This window comes from Rufibacter ruber (genome assembly GCF_014138425.1).
Lineage (GTDB): Bacteria > Bacteroidota > Bacteroidia > Cytophagales > Hymenobacteraceae > Nibribacter > Nibribacter ruber_C.
Genome location: NZ_JACJIQ010000004.1, coordinates 88,780 through 109,967 on the forward strand (window position 1 = coordinate 88,780; position 21,188 = coordinate 109,967).

The 21,188-nt window shown below is 50.8% G+C and carries 17 protein-coding genes; 6 read left to right on the forward strand and 11 right to left on the reverse strand.

Features of this window, described 5'->3' with window-relative positions:
- Window positions 1-414: 414 nt before the first annotated feature.
- The 3 genes from FHS90_RS06045 to FHS90_RS06060 all read left to right on the forward strand — a co-directional run bounded on the left by FHS90_RS06045 (window position 415) and on the right by FHS90_RS06060 (window position 4,131).
- Window positions 415-1,815 carry a tyrosine-type recombinase/integrase gene (locus tag FHS90_RS06045; protein WP_246386721.1) on the forward strand — a complete coding sequence of 467 codons (1,401 nt, stop codon included), beginning with the start codon at window positions 415-417 and terminating at the stop codon, window positions 1,813-1,815.
- A gap of 360 nt (window positions 1,816-2,175) precedes the next feature.
- On the forward strand, window positions 2,176-3,096 hold the full coding sequence (locus FHS90_RS06055; protein ID WP_182512365.1) for an ArdC family protein: 921 nt from the start codon (window positions 2,176-2,178) through the stop codon (window positions 3,094-3,096).
- Window positions 3,097-3,168: 72 nt separating this feature from the next.
- A complete protein-coding gene (locus tag FHS90_RS06060) occupies window positions 3,169-4,131 on the forward strand; it encodes a DUF8464 domain-containing protein (protein ID WP_182512366.1) in 963 nt (320 codons plus the stop codon).
- Between the two features lie 448 nt (window positions 4,132-4,579).
- Here FHS90_RS06060 and FHS90_RS06065 read toward each other — a convergent pair whose 3' ends face one another.
- From FHS90_RS06065 to FHS90_RS06075, 3 genes are all read right to left on the reverse strand, one after another.
- Window positions 4,580-5,050: a hypothetical protein gene (locus FHS90_RS06065; protein WP_182512367.1), complete on the reverse strand. Its 471-nt coding sequence runs from the start codon at window positions 5,048-5,050 to the stop codon at window positions 4,580-4,582.
- A 35-nt stretch (window positions 5,051-5,085) separates the two neighbouring features.
- A complete protein-coding gene (locus FHS90_RS06070) occupies window positions 5,086-5,811 on the reverse strand; it encodes a hypothetical protein (RefSeq protein ID WP_182512368.1) in 726 nt (241 codons plus the stop codon).
- Between the two features lie 418 nt (window positions 5,812-6,229).
- Window positions 6,230-7,939: a type IV secretory system conjugative DNA transfer family protein gene (locus FHS90_RS06075; protein ID WP_246386724.1), complete on the reverse strand. Its 1,710-nt coding sequence runs from the start codon at window positions 7,937-7,939 to the stop codon at window positions 6,230-6,232.
- Window positions 7,940-8,281: 342 nt separating this feature from the next.
- Here FHS90_RS06075 and FHS90_RS06080 point away from each other — a divergent pair, with 342 nt between their 5' ends.
- Together FHS90_RS06080 and FHS90_RS22260 are read left to right on the forward strand one after the other, a co-directional pair.
- Window positions 8,282-8,656, forward strand: coding sequence for a plasmid mobilization protein (locus FHS90_RS06080; protein WP_182512370.1), 375 nt, complete (start codon window positions 8,282-8,284; stop codon window positions 8,654-8,656).
- On the forward strand, window positions 8,646-9,962 hold the full coding sequence (locus tag FHS90_RS22260; RefSeq protein ID WP_220483000.1) for a relaxase/mobilization nuclease domain-containing protein: 1,317 nt from the start codon (window positions 8,646-8,648) through the stop codon (window positions 9,960-9,962). The genes FHS90_RS06080 and FHS90_RS22260 overlap by 11 nt, the downstream gene beginning before the upstream one ends.
- Window positions 9,963-10,448: 486 nt before the next feature.
- Here the strand turns inward: FHS90_RS22260 and FHS90_RS06090 are convergent, their stop codons facing one another.
- Window positions 10,449-11,702 carry a delta-60 repeat domain-containing protein gene (locus FHS90_RS06090; protein WP_182512371.1) on the reverse strand — a complete coding sequence of 418 codons (1,254 nt, stop codon included), beginning with the start codon at window positions 11,700-11,702 and terminating at the stop codon, window positions 10,449-10,451.
- Window positions 11,703-12,009: 307 nt separating this feature from the next.
- Window positions 12,010-12,741: a recombinase family protein gene (locus FHS90_RS06095; protein WP_220483001.1), complete on the reverse strand. Its 732-nt coding sequence runs from the start codon at window positions 12,739-12,741 to the stop codon at window positions 12,010-12,012.
- 226 nt (window positions 12,742-12,967) lie between these two features.
- Here FHS90_RS06095 and FHS90_RS06100 point away from each other — a divergent pair, with 226 nt between their 5' ends.
- Window positions 12,968-13,420: a JAB domain-containing protein gene (locus tag FHS90_RS06100; RefSeq protein ID WP_182512372.1), complete on the forward strand. Its 453-nt coding sequence runs from the start codon at window positions 12,968-12,970 to the stop codon at window positions 13,418-13,420.
- A gap of 32 nt (window positions 13,421-13,452) precedes the next feature.
- Here FHS90_RS06100 and FHS90_RS06105 read toward each other — a convergent pair whose 3' ends face one another.
- The 6 genes from FHS90_RS06105 to FHS90_RS06130 form a co-directional block, all read right to left on the reverse strand.
- On the reverse strand, window positions 13,453-14,556 hold the full coding sequence (locus FHS90_RS06105) for a Fic family protein (RefSeq protein WP_182512373.1): 1,104 nt from the start codon (window positions 14,554-14,556) through the stop codon (window positions 13,453-13,455).
- A gap of 97 nt (window positions 14,557-14,653) precedes the next feature.
- Window positions 14,654-15,847, reverse strand: a complete 1,194-nt coding sequence (locus FHS90_RS06110) for a site-specific integrase (RefSeq protein ID WP_182512374.1) — start codon at window positions 15,845-15,847, stop codon at window positions 14,654-14,656.
- A gap of 601 nt (window positions 15,848-16,448) precedes the next feature.
- Window positions 16,449-18,881: a TonB-dependent receptor gene (locus FHS90_RS06115; RefSeq protein WP_182512375.1), complete on the reverse strand. Its 2,433-nt coding sequence runs from the start codon at window positions 18,879-18,881 to the stop codon at window positions 16,449-16,451.
- Between the two features lie 82 nt (window positions 18,882-18,963).
- Window positions 18,964-19,776 carry a DUF4625 domain-containing protein gene (locus FHS90_RS06120; RefSeq protein ID WP_182512376.1) on the reverse strand — a complete coding sequence of 271 codons (813 nt, stop codon included), beginning with the start codon at window positions 19,774-19,776 and terminating at the stop codon, window positions 18,964-18,966.
- Window positions 19,773-20,729: a T9SS type A sorting domain-containing protein gene (locus tag FHS90_RS06125; protein WP_066835086.1), complete on the reverse strand. Its 957-nt coding sequence runs from the start codon at window positions 20,727-20,729 to the stop codon at window positions 19,773-19,775. The genes FHS90_RS06120 and FHS90_RS06125 overlap by 4 nt, the downstream gene beginning before the upstream one ends.
- 62 nt (window positions 20,730-20,791) lie before the next feature.
- On the reverse strand, window positions 20,792-21,187 hold the full coding sequence (locus tag FHS90_RS06130) for a T9SS type A sorting domain-containing protein (RefSeq protein ID WP_182512377.1): 396 nt from the start codon (window positions 21,185-21,187) through the stop codon (window positions 20,792-20,794).
- Window position 21,188: the final 1 nt, after the last annotated feature.

The window sequence follows — 21,188 nt, forward strand, 5'->3', positions numbered from 1 at the left end:
CGTTTCTTTTGCAAGATATTGCTTTATAGGGCTTAGTGAAAGGTGATATCATCGCAAGGGCCTATCAGCCAAAATCTTACGTTCAAAAGATTTTTAGTAAGTGAAAGCAGTGCTTGTTGACAAATGAATAAGAATTATTTAATTTAAAATGATGATTAATTGCGATATATCAAATATTAAGTTTAATAATTTGCAATCCGGCTCGGGCCACCACTGCTTTGAATTTATTCCTAGACAAAATTTAGAAACCTGCTATGTTACTGATATAGCGGGCTTGGCATTTCTGCCCATTAGGAACAATTACCTATATTTATTTGCATGTCCGCATTTTGGGGTACTAAATGGGGTACTTTTCCCTGTTTCCCATAACACGATTCCACACCACGCAACCGAATCAACAGAAAGGAAAGAGCCATGGCTCTTAACTACCTGCAATGCGAAAATGCAAAGCCGCAAGGCAAACCCTATAAACTGACGGACGGCGAGGGCCTGTACCTGCAGGTCATGCCGACCGGCGGGCGCTACTGGCGCTACAAGTACCGGATGCACGGGAAGGCCAGGTGCCTCTCCATAGGCGTGTACCCCGACGTCTCCCTGGCCGGGGCCAGGAAAGCCCTTGCCGCCGCCAAGGAGCAGATCCGGCAGAATATCGACCCCTACCTTGCCCGGCAGGAGCAAAGGCAGCTTGCCCAGTACCAGGCGGCCCAGACCTTCGAGGCCATCGCCCTGGAATGGCACGAGAAGAACAAGGATACCTGGACGCCGCGCCATGCCGCCTATATCCTGCGCCGCCTGGAGCTGCACACCTTCAAGCAGATCGGGCACTACCCGATCAACCAGCTCACCCCCGCCATCATCATGGCCTGCCTGCAGAAGGTGGAGAAAACCGGCCCCGAGATGGCCAGGCGGGTGCTCTCCATGTGCAGCCGCATCTTCCACTACGCCGGGGCGACAGGCCGCGCGGACCGGGATATGACCTTCGGACTGAAACACGGCCTCAGACGCTACACGCAGGGGCACTACGCCTCCATCACGCTGGACGAGCTGCCCGGGCTGCTGGAGGCGATCCACTCCAACAGGGCCAGGCTCTATCCGCAGACCCTGCTTTGCCTAAGGCTCATGCTGCTGACCTTCGTGCGCACTTGCGAGCTGATTGAGGCCAAATGGGAGGAGTTTGATTTCGGCAAAGCCATGTGGACCATCCCAGCCGAGCGGATGAAGACAAGGAAGCTGCACAAAGTGCCCCTGTCCCGCCAGGCCCTGGCGATCCTGCACGAGCTGAAGGAACTCAATGGACGCCGTGAATACGTGTTCCCCAGCATCCCGCGCCCCAGGAAGCCGATGTCCAACGGCACCATCCTCAAGGCGCTGGAGCGCATGGGCTACAAGAACAGGATGACTGGCCACGGCTTCCGAGCCTTGGCGATGGGGGTGCTGAAACAGAACCTCAACTTCCGGCACGAGCCGGTGGACCGCCAGCTTGCCCACGTCCCCCGCAGCAGCGTGGACCGCGCCTACGACCGGGCGGACTACCTGCCCCAGCGCATCACCATGATGCAGGAATACGCCGACTACCTAGACAGCCTCACCACCAACCCGCAACAGCAAAGGAAAAACCATGACAGAACTAACCCCCCAACTACCTACACCCTCAGTTTCGGGATACCTGCGTACCCAGGAGGTGTTGCGTATGCTGGGCGGCATCAGCCTCTCGACTTTCCACAAGGGAATACAATCCGGCCGCTACCCGAAGCCGTACAAGATCAGCGCAAGGCTGAACGGCTGGAAGATCGAGGACATCAACAGATGCATTGAAACCCTGGGCAGCTCCCAAAGCTAACCCAGCAGAGAGCATAACCCACTGGCCCCGCCTGATCAGGCGGGGCTTTTGCATTCCATACGCCAGTGACGTTCTATTTAAGTAAAAATCTTCCGCTTCAACTGGGCCTGGCCTTGCCCTTAGTGCCTATAAGGTTTCCCCTCGCATCCTTTCTTGCAAAGGAAGGGCCGATGGTTTTCACAGTTGATTTAACCGAAGCCGCTCCCGCCTCCAACCATAATTTTCGCCGCCCTTATCGGGCTTCCCCGCCCATCCAAAATTACAGCCGGTTTGGTCACTGATCCTCCGGTTGTCTATCCCCTGTAACCATCAACCCTAACGGAAAAGGAAATCCAATGGGAAACACAGCACCACAGAAACAACCCGGCCCCGCCAACACTCGCCGCGACGTCCACCAACTCGTAACGGACACCATCATCCAACAACTCGAATCCGGCACCATCCCCTGGAACAAGCCTTGGGCCGGGGGAAACAATGCCCTGCCGGGCCTGCCAGCCAATTTCACCACTGGCAAGAAATACCGCGGCATCAACATCGTCCTGCTCTGGTGCTCCTCCATCCAGAACAGCTACAACTCCGCCGAATGGGCCAGCTTCAAACAATGGCAGGAGAAAAAGGAATCCATTCGCAAAGGCGAGAAAGGCAGCCTGATCGTCTACTATGACACCATCGAAAAGGAAGTCGAGGGTGAGGTGCAGAAAATCCCGTTCCTGAAAACCTCCTTCGTCTTCAACAGGTGCCAGCTTGTCAGCTACACCCCGCCCGTACCGGAAGCCAGTACACATGCCGAATGCCTGGTCAATAAGATCGATACGGTGGAACACTTCATCCATAACACAAAAGCGATAATCGAGCATAAGGACGAAGGGGCCTGCTACATCCCCTCTGCCGACAAAATCGTCATGCCCCACCCGGAACAGTTCTTGGAAACGACAAGCTGCACCGCAACAGAGGGCTATTACTCCACCCTGCTGCACGAGCTTACCCATTGGACAGGAAGCAAGCCACGCCTGAACCGCACCGGCGGCAAGAAATTCGGCGACCAGAACTATGCCACGGAAGAATTGGTGGCCGAATTTGGTGCTGCTTTTCTCTGTGCCGGTTTCGGTATCGCCACGATAGAAAAGGGCGACCACGCCGGGTATATTGAGCACTGGCTGAAAGTGCTGAAAGAGAACAAGCACTGCCTGCTCACCGCCGCCAGCGAAGCTTCAAAGGCGGTGGACTACCTGCACACCCTGCAACCGAAAGAATAATTGCTAATCAAATCCAAGCCCTGCAAAAACGCGGGGCTTTTTCTTCAACCATCCCACCGGAAAGGTGACCCCATGAACATTGCCCAGGCAAAGCAAATCCCGCTGCAGATCATCGTTGAGCATCTTGGCGGTCGCTACTCCCACACCGACCGGAAAGGGGAGGTATGGTATTTCTCCCCGTTCAGACCGGGGGAGAAAACAGCCTCCTTCAAAATCAACCCCAAAACCAACAAATGGCATGATTTCGGCCAGACAGGGAGCGGCAAAGCCCAGGGCATCGGCGGGGACGGGCTGGATCTGTGGAGCGATTACCACCACAAAGACCGCCGTTTCGGCATCAAGGAAGCGTTGCAGGAACTGGCAAGGCTTAACCCTTCCGCTTACCAAAAAGGGAATGTTGGCACTAAGAAGGAGCAGGGACAGCACCGGCCAAAGCAACAGCCACCGCGCTACAAAATTTTAAAGATTGCCGACCGCATCACCTTTATCGGCCTGAAAGAGGAGCTGCAGCGCCGCCGGATTTCTTATGAACTGGCAAACTTGTATCTAAAGCAGGGCTATATCCTAGACACGGTGACAGGAAAGAAATATTACGGCATCTTGTTTGAGAATGATAAAGGCGGCTATGAGGTCAGTATTCCTAATCCAAAGCGGCAGGAATGTTTCAAAACATGTATTGGTGCGAAGGCATCAACTTACATTCAGCCGCTAAAAGATTGTGAAAAGGCGGATGTTTTTGAAGGTTTTTGGGACTGGTTGAGTTGGTTAGAAATGAAGAAAATAAAGCATCCGATCCATCACAGCTTTATTCTTAATTCGACTTCCTTAAGTGGTGAAGTATCAGAAAGAATAATCAGTATGAGAGAAAATATTGATTCTGTTTTTCTTTTCATGGATAATGATGAAGCGGGTTTTCAATCAACATATAAAATTGCTGGTTTACTTGATAAAAATGATACAAAAATTGGAAGTTTTGAATATCAGTACAAAAATCATAAAGACTTAAATGCCTATTGGCAAAATCAGAATAGATAATTATTTATAGTTTTGAAATTATGTAGAGATTTATAAAATAGATTAAATTATATGTAAATAAGTAGCAGGACAATTTAAATTATATATTTTCACATATTTTGAAAGCTCCCCTCCTATTTTAAGAGGGGTAGGGGTGGTAAATTTTCGACCAATACTTTTGGATATTTATATCTGTCCATGTACTTATAAGGATTCTTATCCGCCTTCCCAATTTATTCTGATATCAGATAATAAGGCCTTTTTGGAAAATAAGTCGGCGGTTGATACCGCAGGAGCATCACGCTACTTATATCAATTGTGGATAATTGCTTTGCAAGATGATAAGCGGTTTATCCTTTCGGCAGCTTGTTATGCTCAGAAGGCGGTTGAGCATGTTTAGGGTTGCAGCCTGAACCCCTATTTCCTAAATAAAAACGGAAAAGCAGCCTTTATTATGCTGCTTTCTTCTTTAATCAATGAAATCACAATGGATTTGCATACACTCTGTATAGTTTTTATGAATTGAGAATTTGCTTTTTTCTAATGCATCAAAAACGTTATTCAACACAAATTTATTGCTTTCAAACAACTCTTTTATTTTTTTAAGTGGGGTAAACACTCCAAATGGCAGTAACTTTATGTCTGAATTGCAATTTATCACCCCTACGTCCAAATGCCGACCATCTGTTGCATGGCCGTTATGCCCAAATATATCCAAAATTTCACCTTTCCGATTTGGAAATATAATTCCAAACAATACCGCCCCACCACCCCTTGCAACTTTTAGAAAAAAACTTTCTCTTTGAAATGCACGGGTCAAAACAAGTTGAATATTACTAGGTAATAATGCTTGAGCTTGAATTAGATGATTTAGAGCACGCTCATCAACTATAACAGCCGAAGCCATTCCCCTCGGCTTAATCAAGATGTTCTTAAACATACCTGATGGCAGGGTGATATTGTTTGTAGAATTTCTCATCGCCCAAAAACTCGTCCTTGTTTGCTAACTAGGAGCAACTTTACTTTTATGTCCCTACCCAATCCTTCCATAAGTTTTACTCCCCTAACATACACACTAACTCTGGACCATGGGTCATTTTCAAAAAATACCTCTAGGGATCGAGTGCTATTTTTAACGCTGCTGGCAAAGTATTCACTTGTAACCAAAGCACATGTGACACGGTTAGTATTATGAGTCGTTGAATCTTCCACATCTACTTTATCATCTTCATCTAAGGATTCTACAGATGCTTGCATCCAATGCAAGAGTTCTTGCGGATGATTACCAGTTTCAATAATATAACTTGCATGCATTCTGGCAGAATCTTCATGAATGACTGTAATATCACTGAGAGCAATAGCATATTTAAGTGCATAGGGCTCAAAAAGAGTAACTATCTCATGCGTGAGTTGAGAAAGCTTAGGATGCCGCTTTTGTGAGTTTGTAAGACCACTCTTCAGGAACTGTTTTCTAAAAATTCCCTTGTGGTCAAAGGCGATAGATATATAGGGCAAGCTGTTTACTTGCATTCTCAAATCGGAGGCTCGTTTTAAAGCAGCATCGAAAGCCATTAACTGTGGCTCTACCAAGATGCGATTGGTTTCATCCAATGAAACTCTAGAATTACCAGCAAATATTGAAATATTTACTTCACGGCCATTTGATTGTTCTTTTGACGACTGATTATCTTCAACTTTCATTTTTGTATTATTATAGTAAACAATTGTTTTATTTTAATAATAACATGAAATACTATATCTTTATTGTCACCCTAACGTATGTACGTTTAGAAAACTTTCTTTAGATACTGAGCCTATATAGCATCGAATATTTCCTCGAAGCAGTAACCTTTGAGCGTGACAATGTAAGTTGAAAAATCCAGCTTAAGTTCATTTCCTCGCCTGGGTCGAACGTCCCTCCCACCAGATAGGCATAACTCAGAAACTGCCGCTTGACGTCTGGCCAGATGAGGTATACATGGCGGGCAGGGCCGGGTATATCATAAAAGGTGCCTGTCTCATTCGCCCCGTTCTCCGGCTTGGGTCGGGTCGTTTTCGCGCATCCGAAATCTTTTGTAATCCATCATTTCTTGATACATAAAATTTTTGATCGCCTAATTTACAAATAAGGATTCCTATCCGCCTTCCCAATTAATTCAGGTATCAGATAATAGGGCCTCTTCGGGAAATAAGTCGGCGGTTTGCTGCCCATAAAGGCAAAGATATTCTCCCCCGAACTCCTGCGTAATTCATCCGGCGTGACCAGGTCCCGCGAGTTGGACTTGGCATCGATCACCCGGAACCAACTCTTATTGGTCACTAGGTGCGAGGTCTGCCCGATGGTCTTGCTCACATACTCGGCGGTGAAGTTGTCGTTCACCGAGAAGAAATGCCGGATTGTGCTGTTGGCCGTGAAGCTCTCCCAGTTTTCCGCGTAAAGATTCTTGAGCTGGATCAGCGACTGCAGGATGGGCCAGACCGTCACCTCATACCCGGCATAGGTGCTTAAGGCAATTTCGATCTCCGGCAGATAGCCCAGCGCGGCGAACTCGTCCAACAGGAAACACACCCGCTTATTGGGCTTGCGGATCGCCGCCCTCAGGATGGAGGTCACCACCAGGCGCAGCCAGCGCGAATGGCTCTGCAGCTTATCCGCCGGGATGATGATGTACAGTGCCGTGTTGCCGTCCGCGATGCTGTACGGGTCAACGCCGGACCGCATGGAGGCGTCCAGGGCCGGGGATTTCAAAAAATCTGTGGCCTGCAGGACAGAGGATATGATATTGCCGAACGTTTCCTCGCCGCCCTCCATCAGTTTCTTGATCTCGTTTCCGGCGTTGCGGATCACCTCGCCATTGGCCTCGTCATCGCTCACCTGCATTTCTGCGATCAGGTCCAGCCACTGGTCCCCGGTATACCGCACCCACTTCCAGAGCGTGCGCAGGCTTCTGTCCTCCGCCTCCTGGGTGACCGCGATCTGCAGGATGATCCCGGCAATGATGGAACGGGCCGTGTCGGTGAAGAACTTGTTCTTGTCGCCGCTCTCCACCGGCACCAGCATCTCCGCGATCATCTGCGCGTCATCCACCAGGTGCAAACTTGTCTTATCGGCCAGCAAATCCAGCGGGTTGTAGCAGTCCGGTTTCCCCAGCTGCTCCTGCAGCAGCCCCCAGGGGTTCAGCACCACCAGCTCCTTCCCGCTCTCAAACTGGTATCGGGCTGTGATGGCCGCATTCTCCCCCTTCGGGTCAATCACCACCCAAGAGCCCTCATAGCCGCCCAAGCCCAGCAAATTGGGGATAATCAAATTCGTGCCTTTGCCGCCCCGCGTACCGGCCACCGTCAGGATATGGCCCTTGTCGGCGAAGGTGTAGCCGCCCCCGATATAAAAGCCGGACTTGCCCTTGTACTCCACCAGGTCATGTTCGCGGGCCAACCGGGCGGACCCGAACTTGTTGCCCTCGACAAGCTGCTCTTTCACGCCGTGCCGCCACAGCACGAAAAAGAAATAGACCACAAAGGAAAGCACCAGGTTCACGCCCAGATACGTCAGCACCGCCATCGGTGCGATATCCGTCACCTCGACGAAGACATAGAAGACGAAGGCCAGCACAACCAGCACTGCCCAGATCAGGACAGCCCCGATCAGCATGGAGAGCTTCACGATGGCGGGCAGGCGGGCAAACACGGGCAGCCTGTCCAGCGGGAAGACAAACCGCTTGTACCCCCGCGCATAGCCCCACAGCACCCCGGCCAGGGTAACAGGCAGCAGCACCATCCCGATCAGGAACAGCAGCGCCTTGTTTCTGACCTCGGAATGCGACTCCAAGCGGAGAAGCTTTCTCAGCTCCCCCGGCGTCACCCCAAACCTGCTATACGGTAACGGTTCCTGCATATCGCCTTTCCAAGATTTAATTGAACTTAGAAAAGTGCCCCCATATTTCCAAATATTTTTTCTTTTCCCGGCTACACAGCCCAACCAGTAAGTAAGATTAGGGACGCGCTCTTGGTAACTACCTGTAACACTTGACTTTTCCATCCCCGTCCGCTATATTCGATGGAGTTGCAAGACGTGGGTTGTGGCTACAAAAACCTTCGGAATTTGTATCCTCAACCCGTCTTGCAAGGGGGGAGAAATCCCCCGCTTGACCCCCCTTAAAAAATTACAGCCATGTCACGTCCGCAGAAAAGCGGCGACGAGAAACGCACGGTCACCGTCCGGGTGCGCTTCACGCCTGCCGAGAAAAAACAGCTTTGGGAAACCGCCGCAGAGGCGGGGCGTTCCCCCAGTGATTTTATCCGTGCGGCCAGCCTTGGCTGTAAGCCGTTGCGCCCGAAACCCACGCCCGAGCGGGAGGCCCTGATCAGGCTCCAGGCCGAGCTTGGGAAAGTCGGCAGCAACGTCAACCAGATCGCCCATGCCCTGAACACCTGCCTGCTCAACGGCGACCCGGTCTCGGTCCCCGAGGAGGCCATCAGCCGGGCCATGTCCAACGTGGAGATCCTCACCCACGCCATCCAGCTGGAGTTGCGCCATGGTCATTAGGGGCAACACGCGGGGCAATGGCCGCCAGCTCGGGTATTATCTCCTGGCGCAGCGGGACAATGACGGCATCCTCATCCTGGAGGTGGACGGGCGGCCCTTCGCCAGGGAGGATTACCTGCACCAGACCATCTTCGGGATGCAGCTCAACAGCGAGCTCACCCGGAGCGCGAAGGGGCTGTACCACGCGCAGATCAACCCGGCCCCGGCCGAGGCGCAGCGCATGGGCCGGGAGGACTGGCTCAAGGCGGCGGACATCCTGGGCGCGGAACTGGGGCTGGGCAGCCAGCGGCGCATCATCGTGCTGCACGAGAAGAAAGGGCGCACCCATGCCCATGTGGTCTGGGAGCGCTATGACCATGCCACCGGCAAGGTTGTCTCCGACAGCTACAGCCGCCTGGCGCAGGACCGCGCGCGGCAGGAGATGGAGCGCGTCTTCGCGCATGCCCCGACCCCGCGCCGGAACCAGCACCGCCCCGAGCTGAAGGCCGCTTTGACGGAGCTTTGGGGCAAAACCCGGACGGGGGCGGAATTCATCAGGGAAGCGAGAAAGGCAGGCTATATGGTGGCTGCCGGTTCCATGCGCAACCCCTTTATGGTGGTGGACGAAAACGGACGATCTTTTGACCTGGTCCGGCAGCTGAAAGGAATCCGTATAAAGGAGGTGCGTAGCCGGATGCGGGGCGAGAAGCTTATCCCGGAACAAGAAGCGATCGAGCTCATGCGCACCAGACAAGGCGGCTCGTCCGGTAAGTCGGGGCAGCAGGAAGGGCAGGGTAAACAAAACGCTCAGGAAGCAGCCAGCCAGTTTGCGCAGAGCCGTGAGGATATAACCAAGGAAAACAAACAGACCATGCAAGAGCAGGAAGAAGAGAACAGCCAGGAAAAGAAAAAGAGGCTTGCCCGGGAATTCGCAGAATCCAGGGAAAAGGCGACTAAAAAGACAGAGCAGGCGCAGGAAAACAATCTTGAGGAATTCAGGCAGTCGAAAGAGGAGATCACGGGAGAGGAGAAGGAGCAGAAGAAAACCATCGGGCAGGAGTTCACCGAGAACCGGAAGGAAGTGGCCAATGAGCTGACGGAGCGGGAAAAGCGCAAACAGGAGTTTATCGAGGAGATGAAGGAAATCCAGGAGCGGAACCGCCAGAAAAGCAAAGGGCGCAGCTTTGTCATCCTGCTGTTATTTACCTTTAATTTCCACTTCAAAGGTCAGCCGGAGAAGGCGGCATTGCCGGAAAATCCTCTGTATAAAGAACAGCGTATGCTTGCCGTGATAAAGCCCGAAGAGAAGGTAGCATTTCTGCCATGAAAGCAATGCAGCATGACAGATGGGGTAAGCTGAAAGAATTAATCTAGAATGGCGGTATTGCAGTCTCTCTTTAAATTTCAAAGCCCCGACATAGTGCCGGGGCTTTAACCAAAAGAGTCTTGCATAAAAACATTGCTTATTTCTGCCGTGCTTTTCTAGCCGCTTCTTCTGCCTCACGCGCTCTTTTTCTTGCTTCTTCAGCAGCGCGTTCGGCTTTCCTGGCAGCTTCTCTTGCCGCTTCTTCCTTGTTAGCCATCTTGGTTTCGCTTGGGGTAATGCCTACTCTGTCAGCTTTTCGGCCTCCGCTGCCTGATGTCGGGGATTTCGGCGTTATTCCCAGCTGCTTTAAAGGTCATTTCTGACTTCTGGATTATAATAAGTGCATAGAATACGTCCCATTGGCTTTTTAGCGATACAGCGCTTAGGTTTTGATTTACGGTAATATTTCTTTGAGATTAGATGTGAAAATTTATCCAAAAGGCTTGGTTACGGCTTCTTCAACCGAATAATAGGATATACTGTGTTGTCTACTGTTATTTCGCCAAGTAATAAAAATTGATCAGGTGCTTCTCTTAAAATGCTATTAATATTACTATACTGGAATTGGAAAACATAACTGTTGTCAATTCCACCGTTATTGCCAAGGAATTCTATATAGCTTTTAGCTTGATTATTAGTAAAGCTTTTCCAGTGGGCTAAAATTCTGTTATCAGATAAAGTCGTTATATCATTTATATAATTGCTGTAAGTAAACGCTTTAGGGGCATTGAAACTATGGTCAATATCTCCGTCTGGATTTAGACGTGCCATGCCATAATAGTAATAATTAGCGTCACGAATATTAGGGTCTGTAATCCAGGTAAATGCGCCAGAAATAACGATTTTCCCATCTGACTGCACGGTTACTCTTGAAATGGAAGCCGCATAGTTAAACTTTTCTTTGAAATTAAAAGAAAAGTCTACGCTTCCATCAGCGTTCAAGCGAGCAATATCCTGCCTTCTCATATTGTCATCGCCTACTGAGAAAATGCCCGCGATAATAATTTTACCATTTACAAGAGGTACAATAGACCTAAATGCATCACTCGTGCTAGGCACATCATAATTCTTCACATTAAAACCGTTATCCAATGAGCCATCACTGTTTAACCGGAATAATTTTGCTGCAACGTAATTATAAACACTTGAGGTTTTTTCTGTAGTAGAGACTAATACCTTACCACTGGCAGTACGTTGAAAATTGACACTTGCCGGAACTCCAATGTTCGGTTGAACATATGAATTGTCCAACGCTTCGGTAGTTGTCAGCCGAGCAAGAAAAGCCCGTTGTCCTTTAATCGTAAATTCACCGCAGATAAGTACTTTCCCATCTGCCAGAATGAAAATGCCTGAAATGTTCTTTATTATCCAGCTTTTATCTTGATCAATATCAAAACTGCTATCTAGTGAGCCGTTTTTATTTAAGCGGAGAATTTTAATAACAGTTTGCCCATTTGCCGCATAATAACCATCTAGGATAATCTTTCCGTCCGGCTGAACAGCTGCATTAGCTGACGTAAATCCTGTGGCAGCTTTGAAAGTAGGATCATTTATGAGCAAAGCATTGGAGCTGGAGGGCGGGTTCTCGTCTACCGGATTTGGGTTTGGAGTATCTGGAATAGGTTCATTCTCTTCTTTACATGAAGCAAGCACAGCCATGGCCATGAACAAAATGAGGAATTTATACAAGTGACGTTTCATTGTTGATAGGGATTAGGTTGAAATTTAAATGCCGCACCGATACTAAGAAAATCTACAACATAGACTGTTTCAGCCTGTGTGCCGATCATACTACCAGATTACAATTCGCACCCGGTTGGTCACCGCAAAGCGGAAAACTTGATGCGGGGTTTGATCCCATGCCTGCCGGTATTGTTGAGCCTCATTTCCACTATAGACCATCGACCAGTCACCATAAGGATTAAGCATCAAACTGGCGACAAAAAGGAATAGGAGTGCCAAATTATACTAAGCGTTATCTCTGACTGTTTTTCGCCGCCTGGTTGGATCATTGTTTCAGGCGGTTTACCAATGTGCACACAGTGCTGGGGTGCCATCTGCCTTCCCCGCGAAAGGTAGGGACACCCTTCCTGTTAAGTTCTGCCGACACCGCCCGCATGGAGGTGATCCCTCGATTGCGTAGCCGCGCCAGAATAGGCGAGAGTTTCTGCGCGAACTCCTCTGCCGCTTTCCGGTTGGCGGCCGATAGGGCCTTGCCGTTTTTCCCCAGCACCACACCTCTCTTCCTTGCCGCCTCCAATGCCCCCTTAGTCGTCTCGCTGATCCGCTGCCTTTGCTCTTCCGCCACTGCCGCTAGGATGTGGATGGTGAAGCGGTTTGCGTGAGGATTGTCGGCTACAATAATCTCGACGTTCGACTTAACGATACCAGCTATCTGTTCGACATCCCGGCCCAAGCGATCCAGCCGAGCCACAATCAAGGTGGCTTTGCTCTGGCGGCACAACTCCAGTGCCTGGAATAGCCCCGTGCGGTACTTACGTGTGGATTTTACCTCCACTACCTCGCCGAGCATGGTGCACCCGTTTAACTTACAGTAATTCTCTATCATATTCTGCTGGGCTTCCAACCCCAGGCCACTGCGGCCCTGTTTGGTGGTGGAAACTCGGTAATAGGCAAGCACTTGCTTCATTTTGAAAAGCCCGTTTTGTTCAGGGTTTAACGATCGTCTATATTTGAACAGAATTAAACTAAAATCTGCTTCGATTGGATTGGAAAGCAACTGGGAAAGAAAGGGTTATAATTTTTGCCTCTACCGAAATCGTAGGTTTTTGTTTGCGGGTTAACGATGGTTTACTCATGTACAAACTTCCGGTGAAATTTTTTCTAAAAATTATCTAGCACCGGTTGCAGGGTTTAGCGCAGAGAATTTTGAACGTGAGTTTTTGGGCTTGCGTGATGGGCAAAGCTATTATAGGATTGCATTCCTATAACAAAGGAGTGCCATCATGTCTTTGCTTTACCAACTTGCAGAAATAGAGCTTATTTATAGATCAAAGGTCAGTCCTTCTTCCCGCCCAAAGATCACCTGCTCCAGAGATGCCTATAAAGTATTCCTGCAGGCGTGGGACAAGAACAAGCTGGAATTCATTGAACAGGCAAAAATCATGCTGCTGAACAGGGCAGGTCATGTGCTGGGGCTGTGCAACATCTCCACGGGCGGCACCGCTGGGACAGTAGTGGACCCTAAGCAGGTATTTGTCGCGGCCCTGAAAGCGAATGCCTCGTCAATTCTCCTGGCGCACAACCACCCCTCCTGCAGCCTCAAACCTAGCGCGGCAGACATAGCGCTGACAAATAAACTGAAAGAAGCGGGGAGATTTCTTGACATCGCTGTGCACGACCATCTGATTGTCACCAAGGAAGGGTATTACTCCTTCGCGGATGAACTGGGGCTGTGAGCAATACAATTGCGGGTAATCAAAGAACCAAACTAAATGTTTAGAATGTAGCGCGTGCTACGCCCGCCACCTTCCAAAATCAAGGCTTCCAGTTCCAGAAGGTGCTGCAGATCCCGTGTGGCGGTCGCTTTGGAGGCTTTGGTGATAGACATGTATTTTCTCGCGCTCATGCCCCCCTCAAATCCCTCCGGGCCAGCCTCCAGCATCCTATTCACCGCTTTTACCTCCCGCTCATTCAGAAGCCCCTTGAACCGGTCGAAGAACTTTGACTTTTTCAGGATGAAGTCCACCAGCTCGATGGCCTGCCCTTGGGCCTTCAAAGCAATTCCCACGAAGTAGTTGACCCAGGGCGTGATCTCATTGCCGCGTTGCGCTTTCTCCAAAGCCTGGTAGTAAGATCTCTTGTCGGCCTCTATAGTTCTGGAAAGGCTGAGCAGTACCGGGCGGCCCAGAGTCTGTGACAGTGCCTTCTCGGCAATGGCGCGGCCAATCCGCCCGTTGCCGTCCTCAAAGGGGTGGATGGACTCAAAATACAGATGGGCGATGGCTGACCGGACCGGGGCTTTCTTCATTTCCCTTGCCCCGCCAGGTGCCGTGTCGTTGAACCACTGGATAAACCTGCCCATCTCGGCGGGCACACGGGAGGAGGGAGGGGCCTCAAAATGTACCTTCTCTTTACCAAGTGCGCCTGAGACGACTTGCATAGGTTCCCCGTGGCTGCGCCACATGCCGATGTTTATACCTCTGTTCTCTTTCAGGAGCATCCTGTGCCACCCGAAAAGCTTTTCCTCCGTCAGCGCCTCGGCATAGGTGTTCCGGGCATCGGCCATCAGTTCCCCGGCCCCTTGGGCCATCCTGTCCTTGATGGAGCCTGGGGGCTGGGCGAGGCCGAGATGGTTGCGGATGGAAGAAGCCACATCCTTCCGGCTGAGGTACTCGCCCTCAATCTCGGAGGTTTTGATTGCCTCGGCCACCATGATGTCAATGATGGCTTCCGTCTGCATCTTTTCAGGCATTGCCTTCAGTATGCCGCTGACATGTCCTGTCTGCTCGGAAAAACGGAATAGCGCATCCTCGACCTCGCTCAGGCCATACCTGAAATCAGGCCAGTCAGATTGTTGCCAGTTATAGATCATGAGCCGATTATATCCTATATTCGGCTCAAATGTAAAACAAAATTGAGCCGAATAAAACTCTTATTCGGCTCACTGTACATATAGCAGGTTAGGGTAACTAAAAGGCTAACACCGAATCCAAGGCATCATCAGTGTGCTTTGTTGTGAAATTGGATTGATAGCCGATAGTAGTGGTGATGCTGCTGTGGCGGTAGAGCTTCTGCAGGATCTGCACCGGAACCTTGTCACTGGCTATCTGGGCAAAGCTATGCCTAGCTATGTGCATAGTCAAAGGCTTGGTGATACCTGCCTTCAAAGCCACGGCCTCAAGGCGGTTGTTGATATTGTGCAGGCGTGATTTGATCCTGTGCTGGACACTGTATTTATCAGATAGGTTCTCAACTATTTCAAGGTCTGGGAAGACAAGCACCGAATCCCGGCGATATTGCTCCAGCAGTTGCAAAGCCTTTTCCGGGATTTTCAAGGATCCACTTTTGTCATTCTTGCCCATGGAATAGTGCATGCGGCCGTCATGAATATCAGACCAACGGAGGCGCAATACATCCGATACCCGCATTCCCGCCATATAAAATGATAAAAGCCATAGATTGCGGGCGTGATTATCAGCCGCCTTAAGCTGTACTTCTTCCAAGGCTTTGATCTCATCCATGTTCAGACCGAGCTTTGCACTATCGGGAAACTTGATAACGATCTTGCCTTTACCGAAAGGATAGTGCTTGCGGTCGGCAACATTGGCTGCAATAGCTTGGTTAAAAATGGAGCGAATAACGACAAAATAATTGACAGCGGTTCTTTCCGTCACCTTTTTAGAACCTTTAAGCCAGGCTTTAAACCGTTTGAGTGTTTCTGTATCCAGCTCGCTGAAATTCACATCACCGCCCAAAAACTCACGCAGCCGGTTAACCTTGGGTTTGTCATTCGAAAGCCGGTTAAACTTTCCTTCCTTTTCGAGGTTACTCAGATAAATTTCTGCCTGCTTGAAAAATGTGCCTTCTTTTGTTCCTTTAACAGCCTTTTGGATGGTGCGTGCGGAACCGTCTTTTGAATTGGTTTCCAACTCAAGAAGCTTGTCATTGGCCTCCGCTAATTTTTTAGCCAGAAGATTGTTCAATCTTGCTGAATTGGGATGTGATTTTCTGACGCGCTGATTAACCTCGTCCCAATCCTTCTTGAGAACATGGTGCCCCGTGTGCATGATCGAGGTCTTGCGGTCTTTGATAATCTGCAAAGCCAAGGCATGTTCGCCCTGCGCGTTGGATTTATTGCGGAGAATGATTTTGATGGAGGCCATAATGCAAGTCGTATAGGTAAATATACGAAAAATGGGTCAAACATAGGTCAAACAAATGGCGGTTTTTTATGGTTTTATATGAATGCTAGAGTTATCAAAAATGGCTTTAATTGTTAAATAAGCGACATTTTGGTTCATATGAAACCATTCTTTGAAAGACTTAAAATCTTGTTTCCATTAGGAAGTGCGGGTTCGATTCCCGCTCCTGGTACTTGAAAGCCCTGAATCAGCAATGGTTCAGGGCTTTTTTGTTTTCTTGCTAAAGTATTCTGGTTTCTGCATTAGAGGGCTAAAACGCGGGTGTAAGCGGACGCTTGCGACCACGTTTTTGGCTTATTTTTACAAAAAAAGCCTAGTAACAGAAGCTTACTTTTTAAAAGGCACATGCAGACGCTTGTGCCAGGGCCAGAAAGAAAACTCTAAAACATCTTCCTTAGCTATTCAGTGTTTTCCATCAACTTTCTCAAATTATTTGGAAGCCTATAGTTTTTATGAGGTGGTCAGTTAAGAACTAGTTGGGAACAATGGGGAAGTAATAAAAAGTTGGGCTGACGGTCCCGAGGATGGCCGTTTCCTAAGACCGGAAATCAAATGAATAGTGTTACGGCGTTTCTAAGTCAATGGACAGGGAAACCACGTAATTGCGGCCGGGTTCGGGCAAGTTCAGAATGCGGTAGCGGCTCAGGTGGTTGAGGTATTTCCCATTCAGCAGGTTCTGCACCTGAAAGCCCAGCTGCCCCCACTTCTGCTGGCCCAAACGTATTCCGGTAGTCAGGCTCACCAAAGAATACGCGTCTGTTTCCAGTTCATTGCGCTCCACGCGGTGCTGCGCCGCATAATACCCGTAGTTGACTTTGAAGTAACCATTTTGCAGGTAAGTGGTTAGGCGGGGCAGGTTGTACTCGGCATCGGCCTGCAGTGCGAAGGGAGGGGTGAAGGGCAGGGGAAGCTGCGTGGTGCGGTTCTGAGCCCATACGTATTCGGCCGTGAGGCCGAAAGTCAAGGTCTGCAAGAGAAAATATTTGGCCGTGGCCTCGGCCCCCGTGTGCAGCGCCCGGGTCTGCCGGAAGCGGTACAATTGCCCCGCCTCAGCCACAGGGTACAGGCTCCCGTCAATGTTCACCGTGGGAAAAATGCCCGACGGGCTCAGGTAAATGTAGTTCTGGAACAGGTTGAAAAACGGCGTAACCGACAGCTGCAGCCGCTCATTGTCATAGCTCACGGCCACATCCAACTGGTATCCTTGCTCGGGTTTCAACGTAGCATCGCCTTGTTCATACCTAAACGTGCCGTGGTGCATGCCGTTGGCGGTGAGTTCGGCGGCCGCCGGAATCCGGAACGTTTTCCCGAAGTTGGCTTTGAGCCCCCAGCGCTCCGTGGGGTTGCAGGCCACACCCAAAGACCCGCTCCAGCCCCAGAAATCCCGGTTCACGCGCGGGCTCTGCTGAATGGTGGCAAGGTAGCGGTTCTCATAGTAGAAAGTCCGCTGTTCCTCCTCGGCCGAAAGATGGCCATAATCCACCCGCAGGCCGCCGTTGGCGATCCATTTCTTGTGCAGGCGGTATTTGGAGAGGGCGAAGAAACCAACCTGCTGGCTTTTGAAATGAGGAAGCAAAAACTCAAAACCGGCCTGTCGGTTTTTCTGAGCCTGTGCCTGTAAGCCGAAAGTGGGTTCCAGTTTTCCGCTGAAATGCGGAAAGTAGCGGATATTCGCCGTAGCGGTCTGCAGGTCCAGCTGGGTAGCCAGATGGTTGCTGTCTTCTGACGGAGCCCCGTGTACGTGCGGTGCTGAAAGTTCTTTACGGTGGTTGCGCTGATACCCTAAATCTGCCTCCAGCCAGTTTTTGCCCAGTTGAATGTTGCTGTTGGAGATGATTTTGAAATGGTTAATGTCCTGGCTAGGGAAGGCAATGTTGCGGCGGCTTCCGTCTGGTGTGAGCATATACGCCCGTGGTATACCCATGGCCCCGCTGAAAATGCCCACCTGCTGGTTGTAGTTGGAGACAGTCAAATGTGTATAGCCCCAGTTCTTGTTCACGCCCACCGTACCTGAAAAGTGGTTTTCCCGACCGGCCGTGTTCTTGAGCCTCCCGTCATAAATGGGCAGCACGAAGCGGTTGTAGGTAAAGGTCTCAGCGGGTACTTTGTAATCCGCGTAGCGGAGGTGGGTGGCCCTTACCCGGAAAGTGAGGCCGCGGTGGTTCCCTGCGGTGGCGACCGTGGTGCCGTAGGTGTCATTGTTGGAGCGGTAGATGCCGCGTACACTGGCCGTGTAGTGCCCTTCCTGCACTGCCACCGGGTGCGAGATGCGCACCACACCGCCCAAAGCATCAGAACCGTGCATTAAACTGGCCGAGCCTTTCACTATCTCCACCTGCTCCACATTGAACTGGTCAATCTCCAGGCCGTGGTCTGAACCCCATTGCTGCCCCTCCTGCTTAATGCCGCTATCGGTGACCAATACGCGGTTGAAGCTCAGGCCCCGGATGACGGGTTTAGAAATGCCTACGCCCATGTTGATGGCGCTTACCCCCGGCAGTTTCTCCAACGTTCCCATAAGCGAGGCGCCAGCATTTTGATTGATATAGGTTTCATCTGCGGTTTGGGTGAGCACCGAGCTTTCCTGCTGGTTCAGCTGCGCCCCATGGCTCTGCACCACCACCTCCTGCAGTTGCTGGTTAGAGGGCTGCAACGTTAAAGAAACCGAAACAGGTTCCTGCGCCACGGTGACTGATTTGGTGAGGGTGGCATAGCCCACCATGGAAACCTGCAGCCAGTAATGGCCTGGCCTCACCTGGTTCAACTGAAATCTGCCCTGCACATCGGTCTGGGTGCCTTGCAGCGTCTCCTGCAAGTGCACTGAGGCTCCAATTAGTGGCTGGCCCTGCACGTCCTGCACCTGGCCCTTAATGCTTTGCACCGCCTGCGCCGATGCCTTCTGCGGGAAAAAAGCCAGTCCGCATAGCGCTGTGAACAAGGCCAGCAAGATGACCGCTTTTCTCACCCAAGTAGGCTTTTGGTTTATTAAATTCATAGAAGGTGAATCAAAATTTGTGTGCGTTTTCGGGCTGTTTTTTTAAAAACAGCCCGAAAACAGAAGGCGGGTTGAAAGCGGTTTAGGGCTCCACCACTACTTTCAGTTTTTTTGTGACTTTGTTGTTTTTGGTATCAAACACCTCCACCGTGAACTTGTATTCGCCCGTGGGCATGTAAGTCGCAAAAGTGAAAGGAATGCTGAAAGTGGCCTGGGTGCCCGCTGTGGCTGGGAAAAACTGTTGGTCCACGGTAAAAGGCTGGTTGGCCGGGTCGGAGTAGCTGATTTCCACTCGGCCCTCGTTCAACGAAACTGCATCAGTGACGGTGCCGCTGAAGGGAACGGTGCTGCCGCGCTTTACGGTTACGGTTTCTGCCGTGGGGCTGGTCATGGTCAACTGCGGAGGGGTGGTGTCGGTGGGGTTAGAGACATGCACGCTGTAAACCTGAGGAACCGCCTCAGTGCCGGCTTTGTCGGTGGCGTAAAGGAGCAGGTGGTAGTTGCCGGGGGTGGCGTCTGCTGGTACCTCCAGTTCTTCCACCACTTTGTAATCTTTGCCAGTGGCCTCTTTGATGCGCACCACAAACCAGGGCGTGCCCCGGCGTAAGCCGCTGCGGTGGCCGTGGCAGTCAAAGTTGTTGTGCACGTCAATTTTGTACTGTGAGAGCGCCACATCATCAGTGAAGTTAAAGTGCAAGGTGAGCTTGCCGCCTGTGGTCACAGAAAAAACACGGTCCTCAGTATGGCCGCAAACGGTGCCTTTGCCATACTGGGGGGCGCTTTGGATGAGGGTAATGACTGGTTTCTCCGTATCGGGTTTTTCTTGTTCGGGTGCTTCATCGCCACAGGAGGAAAACAGCACAATGCTTAAGAGGAGGAAGGCGAAGTTTTTCATTTGATAACTAGGATTTTAGTGGCTATTGAAATGGCATCAGACTGCAACAGGCAGAGGTAGGTACCTGCGGCCAATTGGGCCGAGGGAAAGTGGGCAACATGCTCACCCACAGTTTGGCGTTTTGGCATCAGTTCCAGAAGAGCGTTGCCCTGAAGGTCTAACAGCGTGAGGCTCACCGTGGATGGGCTTGCCAGGGCATAGCGGAGCTGAATGTCCTGACCGCTCTGAATGGGGTTGGGAGAAGGCGGGTACAGCGTGAGTTGCTCTTTTTGCACAAATTCGTCTTTGATGCCCGTCACGGTCATTTCCACAATGGGAAACAGCGCGAAATGCGTGGCGATGTTGGTGAAGTTCTGGGTTCTGAAATCCACCCATTTCTCATAAGCGTGCTCATGTTGCTGCACCGCGTTGCGCCCGAAGTTCTCAAAATCAGCGCTGGGGCGGCTACCGTTGATGCCGCTGTAGAGGCCGATGGTGTCACCGTCGTAGCCGCCATGGGCGTAATCATGCAGGTCAAAGGTCACGAAGAACGAATCTTGCACGGCAATGGGTGCGTCAAAGGTGGTGGTCATGGCAGCACCGTTCAGCCGCAAATCAGCGTATCGCACGTCTTTGCTGGCCAGCCGGGCGTGGGGCAGTTTATTGGTACCCACGCTGTACACCCTGAAGGAGGCTAGGTTATTAGCATGGGCATACTTACCGCCGTGGTGACTAATGATGCCTATTACTTTGGCGTTTCCACTCACATAATATTTCTCGGCGTACTGTTGGTTAAAGCGGTAGTTCTGGCCGAGCCAATAGCCCCAAGTGCCCGAGTTAGTGTATTTGCGCAGCTCCTGGGGGTGCTGAGGCAGAAGGTTCCTGAGGGTGCGGGTGGTGGTTTGGGCAAGGGTGATGGTGGAAGCCAGTAAGAGGAGTGCTGATAGAAACCACCATTTATATTTTTTCTTCATGGGCTGAAAATGGTAAGATTCCCCACTGCCAATCAGTGGGGAATCAGGTGAATAAGTAAGTTTTATTGAATAACCATGCGGCTAGCCATGCGTTGGTCACCAGCTTGCACGAGTAAGATGTATAGGCCTTTGGCGTTCTGGGGAAGCTGTAGCTCAGTAGCGTGCTCCCCTGTGTTTTTACGGCCCAGCGATTGCTGCAGCACGGTTCTGCCGCTCATGTCCACCAGACGCACCTCCACCTCGGCGGTAACCGCCACCCCGAATTTCACCTGCACTTTGTCTTGGGCTGGGTTAGGGTATGGGGCGTATAGCTTGAGCGAGCCATTGCTTACGTAGTGATCTTTGATACCCGTCACGTTTGAGAACTGCACCACTGGGAACATACCCAGATAGCCACTGTAGTTGAAGCCTGTGCGCATATCATGCCAGACACGGCCCGAGTGGGTATGCGCCCTCACT